The following is a 19,757-nucleotide window of genomic DNA, read 5'->3' on the forward strand; positions in this document are numbered from 1 at the left end:
CTGTTTGGGTGTAATACATGAATGATATGAAACAGGATCTTTTTGCATTTTTTTTAAGAATGTCTTTTTGGATGCGAGATATAATGAAAGGTGGTCGTATTCTTTCTCATTATAAAAATATTCGGTTGATTCAAGAACATCCTGAGCAAGGGAATATTGAGAGAGAGCGTTTACTTACAGATATTTTGCGGCATGCTGTTATGCATACTACCTTTTACAAACATATCAATCCGTCATCTTTGTCTAATTTTCCGATTGTAACTAAAACAATATTAATTGATAATTATGATAATATACGAGTTGATCCAGTATATCTTCCTTGGCAGAAGGGGGCGTATCATATTCAACGAACTTCCGGTTCGACAGGAACTCCTTTTGCTGTACCACAAGATGTAAGGAAGCGCAACCGAAGACTTGCCGAATTAAAGTATTTCGGACGTTTGGCTGGTTTCAAGTCACATGATAAATTGGTGCATCTGAGAATTTGGACAAAATGGCAAAACAAAACTAAGAAACAGTCTTTTAAAGAAAACATTGTTCCTTATGATATCTCAAATTTAAATGAGGATAATCTTCAGGTACTATATGACACTCTGAAGAGTACACGGGCTAAATGTGTACGGGGATATGCTTCTTCTTTTGATTTACTAGCTAAATTTGTTGAAAAGTATCATTTAGACAAACTTCCTCATTTAAGGATCGCTATTGCTACGAGCGAGACATTATATGATTCTACTTGTGAGTTAGTGGAAAAATACATTGGATGTAAAATTATATCTCAATACGCGAATGAAGAAAACGGGATTCTTGCTCAACAACAAGTCGGAGATTCTTCTCGTCGCTTCTATTTGAATGAAGCTTCCTACTTTTTGGAAGTGCTGAAATTCGACAGTGATGAACCGGCGGAATATGGTGAACTTGGTAGAATTGTAATTACAGACTTTTTTAATTATGCATTTCCTCTGATTAGATATGACAATGGCGATACTTGCATTATGCAATTAGATGAGAAAACGAATCATCCATACATTGCACAATTATATGGTAGGAGATTAGATTTAGTGTATAATACTAAAAATGAACCTGTTTTTCCAATGGTATTGGCTAGAATACTTAAAAACTATTCAGAAATAAGTCAGTGGCAATTTATTCAGGAAACATCGGATTCATATTGTCTGAAAATAGTTCTACGAAATTTGTCAAAGTTGAGTTGCTCGGAAGAAATAGTTATTCAGTTAAAAGAATACTTTGGTTTAGATGCTAAAATTTCTATCAAATATGTACAAGAAATTCCGGTACAGAGATCCGGAAAACGAAAATGTGTGGTTTGTAATAAGGAGATTAAATGAAAGATATTTATATATTAGGAGTCGGGTGTAATACGGTTGTGTATATTGATTTAGTTGAAAGTTGCGGTTATCGAGTAGTTGGGCTTTATCATTATGAGGAAGGACGAACTGGGGAGATTTATTTTGGTCACAAAATTATAGGGAGTAATGAGGAACTTTTTTCTTTAGACCTATCTGGTAAGCAATTTGCAATTAGTGTCGGCGATAATAAAATCCGTTCTTCGCTTTATAACAAAATTTTATATAAAGGAGGCGTTGTCCCTACGATTATTCATCCTTCTGCTATAGTTTCTAAATATGCTCAGTTAGGTAGTGGAATCGTTGTTCACGCAAATAGTGTAGTTTCACCTGATGTGATTATCGGTGATGACAGTATAGTTTCTTCCAATGATTTAATTACTCATGGAAGTAGAATGGGAAAGCATTGTTTTGTTGCTAGTAATGTAGTATTGGGTGCTAATGTACATATGTGTGATTATGCTTTTGTTGGTTCTGGTGCAACCATAATTTCTAGTAAAGTATCTTATATTGGCAGAGGAGCTATTGTTGGTGCTGGAGCCGTAGTAACAAAAAATGTGGAACCAGATGCTTGTGTAGCTGGCAATCCGGCTCGATGCATAGATTGAGATAACTATAGATAATTACATGAGATATTAAGAAATGATACGTGCGAAATTATGATAGGTAAAAATAAGAACTCGTTAATAACCATCTCTTTATGTGGTGACATTTTTATAAGCAAACGTTTACCTGGTTCGTCCTATCCGGGTTTTGATGAATTGTACACATTTCTCCATAAACATGAATGTCGATTTGCCAATCTGGAAACTACTATTCATAAAAGAGAAGGATACCCGGAAGCTTTTCCTGGAGGTGGGTATGCGATGGCTGATCCTGCTTGTTTGTGTGATTTGAAAAGAATGGGATTGAATATATTTAATACAGCAAATAATCATGCGATGGATTATGGTCATAATGGGCTATTGGCAACTATTAAATATTTGACTGATTTAGAACTTCCTTTTGCTGGAACAGGCAGAAATTTAGCAGAAGCGAGTAAACCGGCTTTTTTTGAGACTTCAAATGGCAGAATCGCATTGCTTGGAGTAACAAGTTCTTTTCATGACTCCTATGCAGCCGGACCGCAAAATCAAGATATGCAGGGGCGGCCTGGAGTTGCTCCGTTGAAGCATCAAGCTGTATATGAGTTGAGTGAAAATCATTATAAAGCATTGTTGGAAGTATCAAGAAGTATTGGCATTAATAGTTATCATGAACAAGCTATAAAAGAAGGTTATCTGCCTAGGTGTGAAAATTTAAAGTTTGGAACTTATGAATTCAGAAAAGGAGTAGAAAATAAGGTTCATACTTCCCCTAATGAGAAAGATTTGCAACGGACGATTGCTGCGATTGCAGATGCTAAGCGTCAATCGGATATTGTAATTCTGAGTGTACATTCTCATCAATTTGCTGATGGAAGTAAAAAAAATCCTCCAGAATTCATTAAAATATTTGTTCGTAAGTGTATAGATGCAGGAGCAACTATCGTTGTTTGTCATGGACCTCATGTTGTACGGGGAATAGAGGTGTATAATTCGGGTGTTATATTTTATGGATTAGGAAATTTTATTTTTCAACATGAGGATGTTGATTACTTACCTGAAGAATTTTACTGGAAATATGGTAAAACAAGAGAGCAAGTAACCGGAGTTAGTGAGATAATGAATAACCGGAGCAAAAATAATACAATAGGTTTATGCACTCAACCGGATGTTTGGAGAAGTGTAATGGTTAGTATTAGTTGTGATTTGGAATATTTGGAAGTAAGATTATTTCCAATTAAGATTATACTTGAAGGAAGGAAAGGTTTAAAAGGGCTTCCTGTGTTGACTTCGGATTTATCAATCATTCAAGAAATTAAAAACCTGTCAATAGAATTTGGTACTAATATTGAAATGGCAAATGCTAATTTTGGATATATAAGAATCTCTAGGATATGATTGAAAATGAATTTATGATGGTCAGCGTTTTATGCCAAACATATAATCATGAACAATATATTTCCGAATGTTTACAAAGTATAGTTACTCAAAAAGTGAATTTTCGTTATGAAATATTAGTACATGATGATGCTTCCACTGATAATACGGCTAATATTATTCGTAAGTTTGAAAGAGAATATCCTGATTTGATAAAACCTATTTATCAGGAAGTAAATCAATGGTCTTTAGGGAACAAGGTATTTAGTGGTATACAATTGCCTAGATGTACAGGAAAATATATTGCTATATGCGAAGGAGATGATTATTGGACTGATCCATTGAAGCTTCAAAAGCAGGTTGATATTTTGGAAGGTAATGAAAATGTTGGACTTGTTTATGCGAAAGCCAGAGTTTATTTGCAGTCAAAATGTAAATATGCTGATGATTTATTTGGTGAATATCGTGCTTCTTTGAATGAGATGATATTTAAAGGAAATGCGATTCCAACTCTCACAGCCATGTTTCGGCGAGAAATTGCGGTAGCATTCCGACGAAAATTTTCTCAGATAAAGGGGTGGAAGATGGGGGATTATCCATTATGGTTGTATATTTTTGGGAAGTATGAAGTTGCTTTTGAAGATGAAGTAATAGGAGTATATCGAATGCTGGAAAATTCGGCCTCTCATTTGAGCTCATGTAAAAGAAATATTAGATTTAGTAGGAACTATTTTGAAATCGCATACTTTTTCGCTGATTATTTTGGATTAAATAAAAGTGTTTATCATCATATAAAGCAAAGTTATTTTTCGTATGTAGTAAGGATATGTATACAAAGGCAATATAAACAACATGTAATTTCTCGTTATTTACGTAGATTTTATCGTGAAAAAGAGCCAAAGATTTTATGTCTGAGAGTTATATCTATGTTTGGTTGTGGGAGATTTGTTTTGAGGTATTTATATAAACATTGATCTAACTCATATTTCACTACTATGAAATGCATAAAGTTTAAAATATAAGGATATATGAAAGTTTTAAAAACGTTGATAAAGGGTGTGGTTATTATTGAACCTGATCTTTTTAAAGATTCTCGTGGATATTTTTTTGAATCTTTTAATCAAAGGGAATTTGAAGATAAGGTATGTGAAACTCTTTTTGTTCAAGATAATGAGAGTAAATCTTGTTTTGGAGTACTTCGTGGTTTGCATTTTCAGAAACCTCCTTTTGCTCAAAGTAAATTGGTGCGTGTTGTGAAAGGTGCAGTGTTAGATGTTGCTGTTGATATACGTAAAGGTTCGCCTACTTTTGGGCAGCATGTTGCTGTAGAATTGACAGAAGACAATCGTTGTCAGTTTTTCATACCTCGTGGCTTTGCTCATGGTTTTAGTGTGTTAAGTGAGGAAGTCATTTTTCAATATAAATGTGATAATTTCTATTCTCCTCAAAGCGAAGGTGCTTTGGCATGGGATGATCCAGATTTGGATATTGACTGGCGTATACCATTTGATAAAATAATACTTAGTGAGAAAGATACTAGGCATTTAAGATTGAAAGATACTGAGTGGCTGTTTGATTATTCGGTAGATTACTATAAATGAGCAGTTGTATCCTAATGAATAGTTTACCTAATTATTTCAACACTATTATAGTGGTGATAACCTATAACCCGGATTGGGGATTTAGGGATAGGATTAAAAGATATGTTGAAATTGCAGATAAGGCGATTATTGTTGATAATGGCTCTGTTCAAGATGTGTCTCAATACATTCCTGAAGGATTGAATAAGCATTTTATTATAGTGAAATCTCCTCAAAATAGAGGAATAGCTTGGGGGTTAAATCAAGGAGTTTTATATGCGAAAAATCACGGCTTCTCATATCTCCTTACTTTTGATCAGGATAGTTTACCTATTCGAGAAATATTAAATTGTTATGCAGACGTGTTGCGTCATGTTTCTGATGTAGGACTTATAGGCACTTCTTTTACAGAAAAAAAAGCGATAATGCCATCTCATGTTACATATCGTTCGCAAAAAACACTAATAACGTCTGGAACACTTCATCCGGTTACTATCTTTGATGAAGTGGGGTTATATGATGAACAGTTGTTTATTGATTCAGTAGACTTTGATTTTGTATTGCGTGTTAAAAAGAAATTTCATGTATTACGTGTAAATGAACCTTTAATTTACCATGAGCTAGGTTTACCTATAACTAAATATGGAATAAGTTCATCAAATCATAATGCTATTCGCCGTTATTATATGGCTCGGAATCATGTTTTAATCTGTAGAAGATATTGGAAAGATTATCCTATGTGGGTCTTAAAGAAAACTTTTATGTTTTGTGGTTCTGTTATAAAGTTGATGGTGGTAGAAGATAACATAAAAGAAAAAACTTTTAATACAATACGAGGGCTAAAAGATGCCTTTAAACTAAAATAGTAATGTTTTTGACAATACAGAAGAAAACGCTCCTTTCTTTTAGTACTCTGTTACTATTGTCTTTGATGATGGTGTTTATAGCACAATTATACATTGTTAAAATATTATGTATGATAGCTATAGGTGTATTGATGTCTAAGAAGATAAGAGTTTCAAGAATTGTTCTGTTGAACTTTATTCTTATATTGGTTTATGGAGTTTTAGGAACTGGTTTGGGGGTAATTAATCAAAACCCCAATCCATTTCAGTTCCTAGGTGTTTTTTTCTTCTGGCCTATTTTCTGGCTGCTTTTTATTTCCTATTTCTCAACTTCTCCTAATTTATTGGAACGATATTTAAAAGTATTATTCATTTCTCATGCAGTAATAGTTTTATTTGATTTGTTTTATGCCGTGGCAGCATTTAATGGGATTAAATTACCAAATCCTTTTTATGGGACAGAGACAGGATTTAGTATATATGAGAATTCCACTAGAATGACTTTTATTAATCTGAATACATTAACATTCTCCACACCTATTTTATTTATCCTATTCTTTTCACAGTATAAATTCGGAATTAGCAAAATATATCAGGCTATTAATGTCATTCTTACAATTATTTTACTAATACTTTCGGGTCGTAGGAGTGTTATGTTGATGTGTGTATCAGTCTTTATTATGCCTTTATTTTTTTCTGGCTGTTTTTCAAAAGAGGTAAGGAAAACCACGGGAAAAGTTGTGCTTGTATTACTCGTTATAGTCTTTATTGGAGCATATTATGTAGAGAATGCATATCCTGGATTTTGGGAAGGTTATTACCAAGTCTTTTTAAAGGCCTTTGATTCTTCCGAAGAACCTATAAAATTTGCTCAGGCTAAAATGTTTATTAATGCAATTTTTGAAAAACCCTTTTTAGGACACGGTTTTGGTGCTATCTTTTTTGAGCCGTTACCGGGACGCATGATTTATTCTTCATATTTTGAATTGTCATATCATCAGAAATTAGCAACTACCGGAATTGTTGGATTTACTTTGATTATGTTTGTCTTCTTATCTACTCTTTGGTATTCGTTCTACTTATCAAAAAGAAATAAGGATGTTACTTTGGTAGCATTTGCAGTAGGTTTGTTGTTTATGCTGGTTGCAGATGCTACAAATCCAGTTTTATGCTCCTTTGATTTAATGTGGCCTTTATATCTCTGTTTGGCAAAAATAAATTCTTATCAAATAAATTAATTTTATGAAATACTATTTGGTAATAGTAAATTACAATAACTGTAATGTGACTATTGATTGTATTCTTTCTGCCGGAAAACTTATAGAAGAAAGTTTTTCAAAAATAGTTGTAGTTGATAATAATTCTGACGGATCAGATAAAGAAATTCTGAAAAGTTTTATTCTTAAAAATGTAAATTTAGATATTGAATTAATTTCTTTAGATAAAAATATGGGCTATTTTCCCGCCCTTAATAAAGGGATTATTTCATTGAATTTGTATGGTCGTGATGATTTTTTTTGGTAGTTGGTAATAATGACCTTCTGTTTCCTTCCAATTTTATACAATCATTGAAGGCACTAATAATTAATGAGAAAACATTTGTTATCTCTCCTGATATCATTACTCCACAAGGGATTCATCAGAATCCACATGTAATAAACCGGCTTTCCTTTTTTCGCCGATTTGCCTATAAATTGTATTTTTCTTCTTATCCTGTGGCTTGCATATTAACATCGTTGGGGAAAATATTGGGGCGAAATAGAAGAGAAAAATCGAGGTTTGGATATAATAAGGAACAGATTATTAGAATGGGCTTTGGAGCATGTTATATAATATTGCCTCGGTATATACAAAAACTCGGATTACTTGATGAAAGTGTTTTTTTGATGGGTGAAGAAGCATTATTGGGAAATCAAGTATATTCGAATGGTGGTGAAATATTATATACTCCACAAGTGAAAGTTGTTCACCAAGATCATTCTACCTTTAAAAAAATGCCATCTATACATACTTATAACATAACGAAGGAGTCGTATAAAGTTTATAAAAAGTTTTTGTAATGTTTGAAAATAGAGTACTTTTGATAACCGGAGGCACAGGGTCTTTTGGTAATGCTGTTTTACGCCGTTTCTTAGATTCAGATATCAAAGAAATCCGTATTTTTAGTCGTGATGAAAAAAAGCAGGATGACATGCGTCATCACTTGCAAAATCCTAAAGTAAAATTCTACATCGGTGATGTACGTGACAAACGTTCCGTTGATGGTGTGATGAATGGGGTGGATTATATTTTCCACGCTGCGGCATTGAAGCAAGTACCCTCCTGCGAATTCTTTCCGACACAAGCTGTACGTACTAATGTGCTTGGAACAGAGAATGTACTTGATTCGGCCATTGAACACGGTGTGAAGAATGTCGTAGTACTTTCTACCGATAAGGCAGCTTATCCCATCAATGCTATGGGTATCAGTAAGGCCATGATGGAGAAAGTTGCCATTGCCAAAGGGCGTCAGTTGGGTGAAACCGGTTCTACTACGATTTGTTGTACCCGTTACGGTAATGTCATGGCCAGCCGTGGTTCTGTAATTCCCTTGTGGGTTGAGCAGATGAAAGATAATAAGCCGGTGACTATAACAGATCCTAACATGACCCGTTTCATGATGACTTTGGATGATGCCGTTGACCTAGTCATTTACGCTTTCCAACATGGACATAATGGTGACCTGTTTGTCCAGAAAGCTCCCGCTGCTACGCTGGATGTCCTGGCCGCCGCGTTGAAAGATTTGTATCATAACGATACCGAGGTGAAAGTCATTGGTACTCGTCACGGTGAAAAGTTATATGAAACGCTTGTGACCCGGGAAGAGATGTCCAAAGCCATCGATATGGGGGATTACTACCGTATTCCCTGTGATACTCGTGACCTGAACTATGATAAATTTTTTGTTGAAGGTAGTGAGGAAGTCTCCCGTATAGAAGACTACCACTCTCATAATACTCACCGCCTGGATGTGGAAGGGATGAAACAACTTTTATTGAAACTTTCCTTCATCCGTGAAGATCTCCACCTCTAATCTTTCCTTTTTATTTTAAGAAACATATAATTTTATGATACGAGTTGGCATAACGGGCCAGCCTGGTTTTGTAGGGAGTCATCTCTACAATGTACTCGGTTTGTCCCCTGACGAATTCCTTCGTATCCCCTTTGAAGATTCCTATTTTCAGAGTGAGGGGAAATTGCGCTCCTTTGTGTGTGAATGTGATGTAATCGTGCATTTGGCAGCCATGAACCGCCATCCGGATGCCCAAGTTCTTTATGATACGAATATCGGTCTGGTTAGCCAGCTGATATCCGCTATGGAAGCCGAAAAAGTTACCCCCCATGTGCTGTTCTCTTCTTCTACCCAGGAGGAGCGTGATAACGAATATGGACGTTCCAAACGTGAAGGACGTAATCTGCTTGAAGAATGGGCGGGACGTAATCGTGCCAGTTTTACCGGTATGGTCGTTCCTAATGTGTACGGTCCCTTTGGACGCCCCAACTATAATTCTTTCATTGCTACTTTTTGCTATAAACTGACTCATGGAGAAATACCACAGGTTTTACAGGACAGTGAGGTACGTTTGATTTATGTGGGTAACCTTTGCAAACATATAATTGGTAAGATACGCGAAGCTTCTTCAAATGCCCTTCCGATGGTTGAACGTGATGTAGTCCCTTACGACTTTGAGAAAAAAGTAACGGACATTCTGGCTCTGTTGGAAAACTATAAGTCTCTTTACTTCGAACAGGGTATCATTCCTGTCCTGAAGGATAGGGACGAAGTGAATCTCTTCAATACCTTTTGTGGCTATATTGATTTCTCTTCCGTCTATCCCCGTAAACTGGTAAAGCATGAAGACCCCCGTGGTATGTTTGTAGAAACTGTTAAGCTGGGTATCGGCGGGCAGGTCTCTTTCTCTACCACCATTCCCGGTATCACTCGTGGTAATCATTACCATACCCGTAAAATAGAACGCTTCACGGTCATTCGTGGAAAAGCCCGTATTCAGTTACGTAAAATCGGTACGGATGAAGTCCTGAACTTCTATCTGGATGGGAAAGATCCCTGCTATGTGGATATGCCTGTCTGGTATACTCATAATATCACCAATGTTGGAAATGAAGACCTCTATACACAGTTTTGGATCAATGAATGGTATGATTCTTCTGACGGCGATACCTATTTTGAACCTTGTGATAAAAATGAAAATTACAAATTGAAATGAACAAGCTTAAGTTAATGACTATCATAGGCACCCGTCCGGAGATTATCCGTCTGTCTGCCACCATTAAGTGTTGTGACCAATACTTTGATCAGATACTTGTACATACCGGTCAGAATTATGATTACTCCCTGAATCAGGTATTCTTTGAAGACCTCGGTCTTCGTGAACCTGACTACTACCTGAATGCGGTGGGTAAGGACTTGGGTGAAACTATTGGCAATATCATAGCTAAATCTTATCAACTTATGATAGAAGTGCGACCTGATGCGGTTCTGGTTTTGGGAGATACCAATTCTTGCCTTTCCGTTATCGGTGCTAAGCGTCTTCATATTCCCATCTTCCACATGGAAGCCGGTAATCGCTGCTTTGATGAATGCCTCCCTGAAGAAACTAACCGGCGGATTGTTGACGTAACAGCTGACGTAAACCTTTGTTATTCGGAACATGCCCGCCGCTATCTGAATGCTGCGGGTACTCCGAAGGAGCGTACTTATGTTGTTGGTTCTCCTATGGCTGAAGTCCTGCATAATAATCTGGAACAGATCAAAGCGAGTACTATTCTGGAACAGCTCAATTTAGAGAAGTGCAGATATATCCTTCTTTCCGCTCACCGTGAAGAGAACATTGATACGGAGAAGAATTTCTTCAATCTGATGAATGCGGTCAATGAACTGGCTAAGAAATATGATATGCCTATTCTTTATTCATGTCATCCGCGTTCAAAGAAATTTATCGAACAACGCGGCTTTGTATTTGACGCTCGGGTTATTCAGCACCAACCTTTGGGTTTTCATGATTATAATCATCTTCAGATGAATGCCTTTGCTGTCGTTTCAGATTCGGGTACTTTGCCCGAAGAGAGTAGTTATTTTCTCTCTATCGGTCATCCTTTTCCGGCTGTTTGTATCCGTACGAGTACAGAACGACCGGAGGCTTTGGATAAAGGTAACTTTATACTGGCCGGCATCACAACGGAACAGGTTCTTCAAGCGGTTGATGTAGCTGTGGAGATGAATCGTAATGGTGCTTTGGGTATTCCTGTTCCGGATTATACGGATGAGATTGTATCGGTTAAGGTTGTGAAGCTGATTCAGAGTTATACCGGGGTAGTGGATAAGATGGTCTGGAGAAAATATTGATATACTATATGTGTTCTAAAAGAATATGGGTTATTTCAGAAATCTATTATCCTATTAAGACTTCGACAGGCTATTATATAACTGAAATTGCTGAATATCTGGCAGCTAAGGGGCTTGATGTTCATGTGATATGTACCGGTTCTACCTATAGTGAGGGAGAATCTATGAGTTTTTTGAGAGAAGAGTGCCACAAAGGAGTAAATATTCATCGAGTTTTTCCTCCTAACCTCGACAAAAACAATTTCTTTAAAAGAACCTTAAGATTATTTTTTTCTAGTTTTCAATTGTTTTTAAAGGTGTTGCTTTTGGTACAAAGAGGTGATGAATTATTAGTAGTAACTAATCCGGCATTTTTGATTCTGATGATGCCTTATGTGGCATGGAGGAAAAAGATTAATTATACAATTCTTGTTCATGATATTTTTCCAGAGAATTTAGTAGCGATAAATAAAATGTCATCTTCTTCGATTGCTTATAAATGTTTAAAACGAGTTTATGATAAGGCTTATTCTAAAGCTCGTATTTGCATTTCAATAGGACGCGATATGACTGAAATCTTAATATCTAAAACTCGTGCAAATGCTAATATTTCCTTTATTCCAATATGGGCAGAGAATAGAGCCATTTATCCATTGGATAAAAGAGATACAAATTTGTATGAGAAATTAAAACTGGAAGGGAAATTTGTTTTTCAGTTTGCCGGTAATCTGGGCCATGCGCAAGGCGTTGATAATCTTTTGGCTGCAATAGAAAAGATCGATGTTGAAGACATACATTTTTTGTTTATAGGTGGAGGGGCAAAGTTTGATGAAATTTCTTCGTTTATTAGTCATAGAGGACAAAAGAATGTTTCATTATTGGGTTTTCAAGACCGTTCACAGCAGAATGATTTCCTGAATGCATGTGATATTGGAATTGTTACGTTGAATGATGGCATGTATGGTTTGGGAGTACCTTCCAAATCATATAATATATGGGCTGCTGGTAAACCTATATTATATATCGGTGATGATAACTCGGAAATAGCTTTATGTATTAAAGAATTTACCTTAGGTTGGATTGTGCCTCCTAATGATCCACATACATTAAAGAATATGATTGAGTTTATATATGATAATAGAAATAATCTGTCTTCCATAAGAAATAATGCAAGAACTGTATCAGATACAATATTCGCTAAAGATCAGATATTGGAAAGATATTATACCTTATTAAAGTAGTTGTTGCTATATTTAAATTGCTTTTAGATGAAACTCTTATTTACAGGAGCCTCCGGGTTCTTGGGCAATAATGTATGCCCTATTTTAAAGAAAATGTATGCTGTCACCACTATTGGCTTGACTTCACAGGATAATTATACTGTAAATATTGCAAAAGATATTCCTAACTTACATGAACGTTATGATATCGTATTGCATGCAGCCGGAAAGGCTCATTCTATTCCCCGAACGGAAGCAGAACGGCAAGTCTTTTTCGATGTAAATCTGCAAGGAACAAAAAATCTTTGCGCCGCATTAGAGAAAGTCGGAATGCCGAGAGCTTTTGTTTTCATTTCTACTGTAGCAGTATATGGTTGTGATTATGGGGAGAATATCACGGAAGAATATCCATTAAATGGAACGACTCCTTATGCTATGAGTAAGCGTTTGGCAGAAGAATACCTGCAAAAATGGTGTTTAGAACATAATGTAGTACTAGGTATTATTCGTCCTTCTTTGATTACCGGTCCTAATCCTCCGGGAAATTTGGGAACAATGATAACTGGTATCCGTAGAGGGAGGTATTTTAGTATTGCAGGTGGTGGAGCTAGGAAAAGTGTGTTGATGGTACAGGATATTGCTCATTTAATTCCTATGCTTGTCAGAAAAGGTGGTATTTATAATATATGTGATAGTTCTCAGCCTACATTTAGGGAATTGGAAACGCTCATTTGTAGGCAAGTGAATAAACCGCTGCCTTTATCAATTCCTTATTGGCTGGCTAAGGTTATGGCCTTGATAGGGGATTGTTTAGGCAAAAAAGCACCAATAAGTTCACTAAAGCTTGATAAGATAACAAAATCGTTAACTTTCAGTAATGAGAAGGCTATGCATGAATTGGGATGGAAGCCGATGAGTGTATTGGAAAACTTTCGGATAGAATGAGTATGTGCTTTTGGATTATATTATCTGTGATAGGCGTTCTTGTCTTCTTATTTGCCTGTATTCAAATATGGTTTCATTGGATTAATAAAAACGAATAATGTATTATATAATAGTTTTGGTTCTGCTATTTTTAGCAGAACTTTTTTATTTTAAGATAGCTGATAAGTGTAATATCATTGATAAGCCTAATGAGCGTAGCTCACATACAAAAGTTACTTTGCGTGGTGGTGGAATTATCTTTTATTTTGGTGCATTGGCTTATTTCCTGACTAATCATTGGGAATATCCCTGGTTTATAGTGGCATTGACTCTGATAACATTCATTAGCCTTGTGGATGATATTCGTTCCACTTCTCAAGGCCTGAGATTGGTTTTCCATTTTTCCGCTATGGCCTTGATGTTCTACCAGTGGGGATTGTTTTCCCTTTCCTGGTGGTGGATAATCGTAGCATTAATAATTTGTACAGGTATTATTAACGCTTATAATTTCATGGATGGCATCAATGGAATTACCGGTGGTTATTCCTTGGTTGTTTTAGTCGCATTGGCTTATATCAATGCTGAAGTAACACCGTTTATTGAGCCTGTTTTGATTTACACTGTTTTATGTTCTGTCCTGGTCTTTTGCTTCTTTAATTTCCGTAAGAAAGCCAAGTGTTTTGCCGGTGATGTCGGTTCTGTTGCCATTGCTTTTATTATCCTATTTCTGATAGGCAAGCTGATTATAACGACTAAAAATTTCAGTTGGATAATCCTGTTATCTGTTTATGGTGTTGATAGTGTCCTGACTATTATTCATCGCCTGATGCTTCATGAGAACATCGGTTTGCCCCATCGTAAGCACATGTATCAATTGATGGCTAATGAATTGAAGATGTCTCATGTAGTGGTTTCGTTTATTTATATGGTAGTACAAGCAATTGTAATTGTAGGTTATATAATGTGCTTGAATTATGGTTATTGGTATTTGTTCGGTACGGTTCTGTTGCTAAGTTTACTGTATATCTGTTTTATTAATAAATATTTCGAATTGCATCGATTATCATAAAATTACTGATTTGATGCTTAAACAAAGAGGACGAGGATGTATCCTATATTGTGGAACAGATAAAAGTTTGCTGTAAGAAATAATAAGTGCGAAATATTGCCCACTGTTGTGCCATAATCATCAAGAAAATAATCGCATCTTTATTTGATAGTTGCATAAATTATACTACTTTTGTTTATAGATAATATCAATGTGTAATTGTATGGCAACTGTATCATTGAAAATTCGTCTGAATTATAATCAGATATTGGAGTTAACTCAACAACTTTCTGACGATGACAAATTGGAGTTGAGCCGTGCGCTTGCTGTCGAAACGCGCGGCATTAAGTTGAAACGACTATTGAATGCTTTTAAAACAGATGAAATTTCACAAAAGGAAATAGATGCTGAAGTGGAAGCTGTTAGACAAGAGGCATATGAAAAACGATTGCGTGATAAAAATAATTGTTGATACAAATCTTTTGATTATTTTTCTGATAGGTAAGTATTTGACTCGCTCGTTGGAATTATAAATCTAAAATTCCACAGTCACCCCAATCGACGGCAATAGCGTTCCGCTTTCCTGTTTCAACTTTTTCATCTTATACCTTTGCTCCTCAATGGGGGCAGATGGATTTTCAATGATTCCCGTACTCATAATTACATCCTGCTGCTTCAGCTTACTTCCGGTTATATTCTGTAAGTCGAGATAAAAGCCAACCATACAGCGATGGAAATAGAAAGACTTGTCTACACGTAGATCGAGTTGGGCAAAGTTAGGCAAGCGTTCGGTATTGTATTGTGAATAATCGTAGTATGGGCGTCCTTGTGCATTCCATGCTTCTACTAACGATGATTTTTCCTCATCATAAGGCGTATAGGGAGCACCGCCTATATAACTCAATTTTCCTCCAATACTCCAACGACGCGGAAGGTTATACGTACCGCTTACGTTGAGAATGAAACGGTTGTCCCATGCAGAAGAGATGTATTTGGTTCCGGAGGGGATATTATCATCACTGCCACCATTTCCATTGCGATATTCGCTGCGGAAGACTGTGAGGGAAGATACAAAGTTGAAATGTCCCGGTATCTGCCAACGTAACATGGCTTCCACGCCATAAGCGCGTCCTTCGGCGGTAGGAATAAGCGCTTCATTGCCTATTGTGCCATAATCATCTCCCTTGCATGCCAGGGGAATATTGTCTCGCAGGGAAAGAGGCATACGTCCGTATTGCTTGAAGAATCCTTCTGCTGAGATCATTAATCTATCCTGCAAATGCCAGTCAAGTCCGAGACTGGTTTCCATCACCCGCATGTATTTCAAATCCTTATTTATGTAGTGCCCGTCATTATCTTTGAACCCCAATGCTGTATAAGGTGGAAGCTGATGATATAATCCTGCATTTCCACTCAAGGTCCATTGCTTTGTCAATTCATAAGATAAGGAGAGGCGGGGAGAAAGCTGCTTCCACAATTCTTTCATTTCACGGTTGTAATTATTGCCATCCGTACGGATACCGGCAGAAGCGGAGAAACGTTTATTGGCAGTAGTGTAGTCCGTGGAAAAGAAGCCGCCCCAACTGAATATGTTTAAATCCGTCTGATAATCGGAGAGTGTGGTGTAGCCGAACATCCGCTGTTTTGTCCGGTTGGTATAATTGGAATAATTCATTTCCGCACCTTCTTTCAATGTCCATTGCCCCAATCTTGTCTGGTTCTCAAAACGAAGGGTGGTTTTCTGTTCTACTGAACGAAGGCGAAGGGTCAGATTATCTTCGTAAGATTCATCATTATTCAGATACTTCACATTGCGGTTGTTCAGATAATTATGACTTAGCGTCAGCGTCTGTACATGCTTTCCTGCATAATGGCGATATGAAGTTCCCACAGTAAATGTCTCTTGATGAATAGTGGGCAGATAACTCAATATATATTCAGCATCTTCTCCTTTCTCATCAGTATTCAGTTTCATTTTATCGATTCCGACTAATCCGAGTATGGTTAGTTCGTTGTGAGCCGAGAGCTTTGTCTTCAGTTTGAATTGTCCGTCAATGAAGTTGGGCAGGAATGGGAGTCCCAAGGCCTTGAACAGTAATTGGAGGTAAGATTGGCGCAGGGAGAACAAATAGGTTGTTTTATCACTCAGATGTCCGTTGCCACTGAAAGAAACTTCGGATGCTCCCAGCGTGGCTTTAAATGTCTGCTTATCCGGGTTACCATCTTTCAAACGAAAATCGAGTACCGAACTCATTGCTCCGGAACGATTAGCAGGGAAAGCCCCCGTATAAAAACTTATTTCACGTATTAAATCTGCATTGACAATGCTGACAGGTCCGCCGGACGCCCCCTGGGTAGCGAAGTGATTGATATTGGGTATTTCTATCCCATCCATATAGAAGCGGTTTTCGAAAGGTGATCCACCGCGTACAATCAAATCGTTTCTGTAGCCGATGGGTGAAAAGGAGACTCCCGGGTATGCCCTTACAATACGTGAAATGTCCCGATTTCCTCCCGGGCTCTTTTCAATCTCCTGCAAGCCTATGATACGCATACTTACCGGACTTTCCACTGTCTTCCGAAAAGGGGAGGGGGTGACTACCACTGCTGCCAGCATATTCTCATCTTCTTCCATCTCTATCTCGATGAAAGGTGTAGAGGCGGAAACCACGTATTCGGGGGTCACTGTGCTTTTATAGCCTATCAGCGTCGCTTCGAAGCGGTAAATGCCCGGTGGTACCTGCTCAATTCGGAACATACCGAGCGAATCGGTTGATGCTCCCTTGCCGGGAATACCTACAACTACGACATTAGCATACGCTACCGGTTGGCGGGACTGCTTGTCGATAATCTTTCCACGCACGGAGTAATCGACTGTTGCGGCGTGGATGCAGACATTGCACAATAGCAATGAAAGAGTCAGTAATATGTGTTTGGTTCTTATCATAATATACAAATATAGATATTATTGATATATATAGGTGTGATATGGGTATAAAAAAACTGCCCGGGAATATTCCCGAACAGTTTTCATTTCTTTGCTAAGTTGTAAGATTAATATCTTCCACCGCGATCTCCGCCGCCATAGCCACCGCCACGATTGCCGCCGCCGTAGCCACCGCCACGATTGCCACCACCGTAGCCACCGCCACGATTGCCACCGCCGCCATAGCCACCACCACGGTTGCCGCCTGCAGGTCTTTCTGTTCTGGGGCGAGCTACGCTTACTGCAATGCTCTTGCCTTCAAATTCTGTTTCGTTAAGAGTGTCAATAGCCTTCTGACCTTCTTCATCATTCGGCATTTCTACGAAGCCGAAACCGCGTGAACGTCCCGTCTCTCTGTCGTTAATAATGTAGGCTGAAGTTACTTCGCCATACTGTGAAAATAATTCCTGTAAGCTGTCACTGTTTGTGTTCCAGCTTAGGTTTGCAACATAAATGTTCATTTCTTTTTGTAAGTTAAAATTGTTATTTATTAATGATTGAGATCCGCACGGCGTTCATACCTCGCGTACCACGTTCAATTTCAAATGTTACGTTATCCCCTTCGGTTATCCCTTCGGGAGCGGAAGTAACGTGGAAAAAATATTTCTCACCACTTCCTAAATCTTTAATAAAACCATAACCCCTGGACACATTAAAATGTTCAATACGTCCGTTTAATGGCAGAACTTCTTCTGCTTCGCCTTTTTTCGGAATTGATATTTCTATTTCAGAAGCATCTATTTCTTCTTTAGGCTTTACACCTTCGGGTGTGGAATGAAGAATACCGTTTTCGTCCACATAAGCCAGCATCTCTTCGAAGCTACGGCTACCGCTGCTCAAGCGTTCTTCTTTTCTCTTTTGTTTTTCTTCTCGCTTACTCTGTTTCGCTTTTTCTCTGTCTCTTTTACTTGATGTTACTCTTTTTACTGCCATTCTTTAATTATTATATATTATGCAGTTTATATACTGCACTTAGTTTTCTGACTAATAGCTGCACCTAATCCGTTCAGGATTCATACAACAATTTAATCTTGTGATGAACAAAGGAGCTGATTATGAGGTCATTTTGGGATGGAATAATTTGCGGAATACCGCAAAAGCAAACATGCACAAAGAAGATTTCAGAATAAACCCTATTGTTTATGCTACAAAGATACAGATAAAAATGAGCTATCCATTCGTTTTTTAAATTATTTAAAGCCGTAGCTACTTATTTTTTTACGTACATTTGTGCTTCTTAATATAAACACATAGCAAAAATGAAGAAGATTTTATTGTTAGGTTCCGGTGAACTGGGCAAAGAGTTCGTGATTTCTGCCCAACGAAAGGGTCAATATATTATTGCCTGTGATTCATATGCCGGAGCACCTGCCATGCAGGTGGCTGATGAGTATGAGGTATTTAGCATGCTTGACGGCGATGCATTGGAACGTGTAGTACGCAAACACCAGCCTGATATCATTGTTCCGGAAATCGAGGCCATCCGTACAGAACGTCTTTACGATTTTGAGAAGGAAGGTATTCAGGTGGTACCCAGTGCCCGTGCCGTAAACTTTACCATGAACCGCAAGGCTATCCGTGATTTGGCCGCACAGGAGTTGGGACTGAAAACTGCTAAATATTTTTATGCAAAAACTCTGGATGAGTTGAAAGCTGCTTCTGAAAAGATTGGTTTTCCTTGCGTAGTGAAGCCGTTGATGTCTTCTTCGGGCAAGGGGCAGTCTCTTGTGAAGAGTGCGGATGAATTGGAACATGCCTGGGAATATGGCTGCAATGGTAGCCGTGGTGATATAAAAGAATTGATTATTGAAGAATTTATCAAGTTTGATAGTGAGATAACATTGCTTACGGTGACGCAAAAGAATGGGCCTACATTGTTCTGTCCGCCCATCGGACATGTGCAGAAAGGGGGAGATTATCGTGAAAGTTTTCAGCCGGCGCACATTGATCCTGCTCATTTGAAAGAAGCGCAGGAAATGGCTGAGAAAGTGACACGGGCTCTGACCGGCGCCGGCCTGTGGGGAGTTGAATTTTTCTTGAGCCATGAAAATGGAGTTTATTTCTCGGAACTTTCTCCGCGTCCGCATGATACGGGTATGGTGACATTGGCAGGAACACAAAATTTGAATGAATTTGAGCTTCATTTGCGTGCTGTACTAGGCTTGCCTATTCCAAACATCAAGCAAGAGCGTATTGGTGCCAGTGCTGTGATTCTTTCAACTATTGCCAGCCAGGAACGTCCTGATTATCGTGGTATTGAAGAGGTGACGAAAGAAGAAGATACTTATCTCCGCATTTTCGGTAAGCCGACGACGCGCGTCAATCGGCGTATGGGCGTGGTGTTATGCTATGCACCGTTAAAGTCAGATCTGGATGCATTGAGAGATAAGGCTAAGCGAATTGCAGAAAAGGTTGAAGTGTATTAAGGCTTACTTATTAG

Annotated in this window: 20 protein-coding genes; 17 read left to right on the plus strand and 3 right to left on the minus strand. The window is 37.8% G+C overall.

Going from position 1 to position 19,757, the window contains the following annotated elements:
• Positions 1 to 26: 26 nt before the first annotated feature.
• From BN161_RS15555 to vap15, 16 genes are all read left to right on the plus strand, one after another.
• Complete coding sequence (locus BN161_RS15555; RefSeq protein ID WP_125910848.1) at positions 27 to 1,349, plus strand: phenylacetate--CoA ligase family protein; 1,323 nt, start codon at positions 27 to 29, stop codon at positions 1,347 to 1,349.
• Positions 1,346 to 1,975, plus strand: coding sequence for a NeuD/PglB/VioB family sugar acetyltransferase (locus BN161_RS15560; protein WP_044267845.1), 630 nt, complete (start codon positions 1,346 to 1,348; stop codon positions 1,973 to 1,975). The genes BN161_RS15555 and BN161_RS15560 overlap by 4 nt, the downstream gene beginning before the upstream one ends.
• A gap of 51 nt (positions 1,976 to 2,026) precedes the next feature.
• On the plus strand, positions 2,027 to 3,349 hold the full coding sequence (locus BN161_RS15565) for a CapA family protein (protein WP_044267847.1): 1,323 nt from the start codon (positions 2,027 to 2,029) through the stop codon (positions 3,347 to 3,349).
• Positions 3,346 to 4,302, plus strand: coding sequence for a glycosyltransferase (locus BN161_RS15570; protein ID WP_052356307.1), 957 nt, complete (start codon positions 3,346 to 3,348; stop codon positions 4,300 to 4,302). Before BN161_RS15565 ends, BN161_RS15570 begins: the two co-directional genes overlap by 4 nt.
• Before the next feature lie 54 nt (positions 4,303 to 4,356).
• A complete protein-coding gene (rfbC, locus tag BN161_RS15575) occupies positions 4,357 to 4,929 on the plus strand; it encodes a dTDP-4-dehydrorhamnose 3,5-epimerase (protein WP_044267849.1) in 573 nt (190 codons plus the stop codon).
• Between the two features lie 14 nt (positions 4,930 to 4,943).
• Complete coding sequence (locus BN161_RS15580) at positions 4,944 to 5,774, plus strand: glycosyltransferase (protein WP_044267851.1); 831 nt, start codon at positions 4,944 to 4,946, stop codon at positions 5,772 to 5,774.
• 110 nt (positions 5,775 to 5,884) lie between these two features.
• Positions 5,885 to 6,991, plus strand: coding sequence for an O-antigen ligase family protein (locus BN161_RS15585; RefSeq protein ID WP_125910849.1), 1,107 nt, complete (start codon positions 5,885 to 5,887; stop codon positions 6,989 to 6,991).
• Positions 6,992 to 6,995: 4 nt separating this feature from the next.
• Positions 6,996 to 7,277 (plus strand): glycosyltransferase family 2 protein, encoded by a 282-nt coding sequence (locus BN161_RS15590; RefSeq protein WP_044267855.1) that lies wholly within the window; start codon positions 6,996 to 6,998, stop codon positions 7,275 to 7,277.
• A 44-nt stretch (positions 7,278 to 7,321) separates the two neighbouring features.
• A complete protein-coding gene (locus tag BN161_RS15595) occupies positions 7,322 to 7,813 on the plus strand; it encodes a glycosyltransferase family 2 protein (RefSeq protein ID WP_044267857.1) in 492 nt (163 codons plus the stop codon).
• A complete protein-coding gene (locus BN161_RS15600) occupies positions 7,813 to 8,826 on the plus strand; it encodes a polysaccharide biosynthesis protein (RefSeq protein WP_044267859.1) in 1,014 nt (337 codons plus the stop codon). Before BN161_RS15595 ends, BN161_RS15600 begins: the two co-directional genes overlap by 1 nt.
• Positions 8,827 to 8,860: 34 nt before the next feature.
• Entirely contained in the window at positions 8,861 to 10,021 is a 1,161-nt protein-coding gene (locus tag BN161_RS15605) for a polysaccharide biosynthesis C-terminal domain-containing protein (protein ID WP_044267861.1), read from the plus strand.
• Positions 10,018 to 11,160 (plus strand): UDP-N-acetyl glucosamine 2-epimerase, encoded by a 1,143-nt coding sequence (locus tag BN161_RS15610; protein ID WP_044267865.1) that lies wholly within the window; start codon positions 10,018 to 10,020, stop codon positions 11,158 to 11,160. The genes BN161_RS15605 and BN161_RS15610 overlap by 4 nt, the downstream gene beginning before the upstream one ends.
• 8 nt (positions 11,161 to 11,168) lie before the next feature.
• Positions 11,169 to 12,380: a glycosyltransferase family 4 protein gene (locus BN161_RS15615; RefSeq protein ID WP_044267867.1), complete on the plus strand. Its 1,212-nt coding sequence runs from the start codon at positions 11,169 to 11,171 to the stop codon at positions 12,378 to 12,380.
• Positions 12,381 to 12,407: 27 nt separating this feature from the next.
• The gene (locus BN161_RS15620; protein WP_044267869.1) at positions 12,408 to 13,304 is read left to right on the plus strand and encodes an NAD-dependent epimerase/dehydratase family protein; all 897 of its coding nucleotides are present in this window, start codon (positions 12,408 to 12,410) and stop codon (positions 13,302 to 13,304) included.
• Between the two features lie 97 nt (positions 13,305 to 13,401).
• Positions 13,402 to 14,352, plus strand: coding sequence for an MraY family glycosyltransferase (locus BN161_RS15625; RefSeq protein ID WP_044267873.1), 951 nt, complete (start codon positions 13,402 to 13,404; stop codon positions 14,350 to 14,352).
• A 202-nt stretch (positions 14,353 to 14,554) separates the two neighbouring features.
• Positions 14,555 to 14,803, plus strand: coding sequence for a type II toxin-antitoxin system VapB15 family antitoxin (gene vap15 / locus BN161_RS15630; protein WP_044267905.1), 249 nt, complete (start codon positions 14,555 to 14,557; stop codon positions 14,801 to 14,803).
• A gap of 63 nt (positions 14,804 to 14,866) precedes the next feature.
• Here the strand turns inward: vap15 and BN161_RS15635 are convergent, their stop codons facing one another.
• The 3 genes from BN161_RS15635 to BN161_RS15645 form a co-directional block, all read right to left on the minus strand.
• Entirely contained in the window at positions 14,867 to 17,278 is a 2,412-nt protein-coding gene (locus tag BN161_RS15635) for a TonB-dependent receptor (protein WP_244436516.1), read from the minus strand.
• A gap of 107 nt (positions 17,279 to 17,385) precedes the next feature.
• Positions 17,386 to 17,778 (minus strand): RNA recognition motif domain-containing protein, encoded by a 393-nt coding sequence (locus BN161_RS15640; protein ID WP_044267876.1) that lies wholly within the window; start codon positions 17,776 to 17,778, stop codon positions 17,386 to 17,388.
• A 22-nt stretch (positions 17,779 to 17,800) separates the two neighbouring features.
• Positions 17,801 to 18,250, minus strand: a complete 450-nt coding sequence (locus tag BN161_RS15645) for a cold-shock protein (RefSeq protein ID WP_007213973.1) — start codon at positions 18,248 to 18,250, stop codon at positions 17,801 to 17,803.
• Between the two features lie 326 nt (positions 18,251 to 18,576).
• On the opposite strand from BN161_RS15645, the gene purT reads away from it, so the two are divergent.
• Complete coding sequence (purT, locus tag BN161_RS15650; protein ID WP_007213975.1) at positions 18,577 to 19,743, plus strand: formate-dependent phosphoribosylglycinamide formyltransferase; 1,167 nt, start codon at positions 18,577 to 18,579, stop codon at positions 19,741 to 19,743.
• The last annotated feature ends 14 nt before the right edge of the window (positions 19,744 to 19,757 follow it).

The sequence above is a fragment of the Bacteroides timonensis genome (assembly GCF_000513195.1).
In the GTDB taxonomy this organism is placed as follows: Bacteria; Bacteroidota; Bacteroidia; order Bacteroidales; family Bacteroidaceae; genus Bacteroides; species Bacteroides timonensis.

Bases quoted from the DNA above. Each gene is read 5' to 3' on its own strand.
- vap15 (WP_044267905.1), top strand. From the start codon at position 14,555: ATGGCAACTGTATCATTGAAAATTCGTCTGAATTATAATCAGATATTG.
- BN161_RS15600 (WP_044267859.1), top strand. From the start codon at position 7,813: ATGTTTGAAAATAGAGTACTTTTGATAACCGGAGGCACAGGGTCTTTT.
- BN161_RS15590 (WP_044267855.1), top strand. From the start codon at position 6,996: ATGAAATACTATTTGGTAATAGTAAATTACAATAACTGTAATGTGACT.
- purT (WP_007213975.1), top strand. From the start codon at position 18,577: ATGAAGAAGATTTTATTGTTAGGTTCCGGTGAACTGGGCAAAGAGTTC.
- BN161_RS15625 (WP_044267873.1), top strand. From the start codon at position 13,402: ATGTATTATATAATAGTTTTGGTTCTGCTATTTTTAGCAGAACTTTTT.
- BN161_RS15585 (WP_125910849.1), top strand. From the start codon at position 5,885: ATGATAGCTATAGGTGTATTGATGTCTAAGAAGATAAGAGTTTCAAGA.
- BN161_RS15565 (WP_044267847.1), top strand. From the start codon at position 2,027: ATGATAGGTAAAAATAAGAACTCGTTAATAACCATCTCTTTATGTGGT.
- BN161_RS15580 (WP_044267851.1), top strand. From the start codon at position 4,944: ATGAATAGTTTACCTAATTATTTCAACACTATTATAGTGGTGATAACC.
- BN161_RS15605 (WP_044267861.1), top strand. From the start codon at position 8,861: ATGATACGAGTTGGCATAACGGGCCAGCCTGGTTTTGTAGGGAGTCAT.
- BN161_RS15640 (WP_044267876.1), bottom strand. From the start codon at position 17,778: ATGAACATTTATGTTGCAAACCTAAGCTGGAACACAAACAGTGACAGC.
- BN161_RS15560 (WP_044267845.1), top strand. From the start codon at position 1,346: ATGAAAGATATTTATATATTAGGAGTCGGGTGTAATACGGTTGTGTAT.
- BN161_RS15635 (WP_244436516.1), bottom strand. From the start codon at position 17,278: ATGATAAGAACCAAACACATATTACTGACTCTTTCATTGCTATTGTGC.
- BN161_RS15555 (WP_125910848.1), top strand. From the start codon at position 27: ATGAAACAGGATCTTTTTGCATTTTTTTTAAGAATGTCTTTTTGGATG.
- BN161_RS15645 (WP_007213973.1), bottom strand. From the start codon at position 18,250: ATGGCAGTAAAAAGAGTAACATCAAGTAAAAGAGACAGAGAAAAAGCG.
- BN161_RS15620 (WP_044267869.1), top strand. From the start codon at position 12,408: ATGAAACTCTTATTTACAGGAGCCTCCGGGTTCTTGGGCAATAATGTA.
- BN161_RS15610 (WP_044267865.1), top strand. From the start codon at position 10,018: ATGAACAAGCTTAAGTTAATGACTATCATAGGCACCCGTCCGGAGATT.
- BN161_RS15615 (WP_044267867.1), top strand. From the start codon at position 11,169: ATGTGTTCTAAAAGAATATGGGTTATTTCAGAAATCTATTATCCTATT.
- BN161_RS15570 (WP_052356307.1), top strand. From the start codon at position 3,346: ATGATTGAAAATGAATTTATGATGGTCAGCGTTTTATGCCAAACATAT.
- rfbC (WP_044267849.1), top strand. From the start codon at position 4,357: ATGAAAGTTTTAAAAACGTTGATAAAGGGTGTGGTTATTATTGAACCT.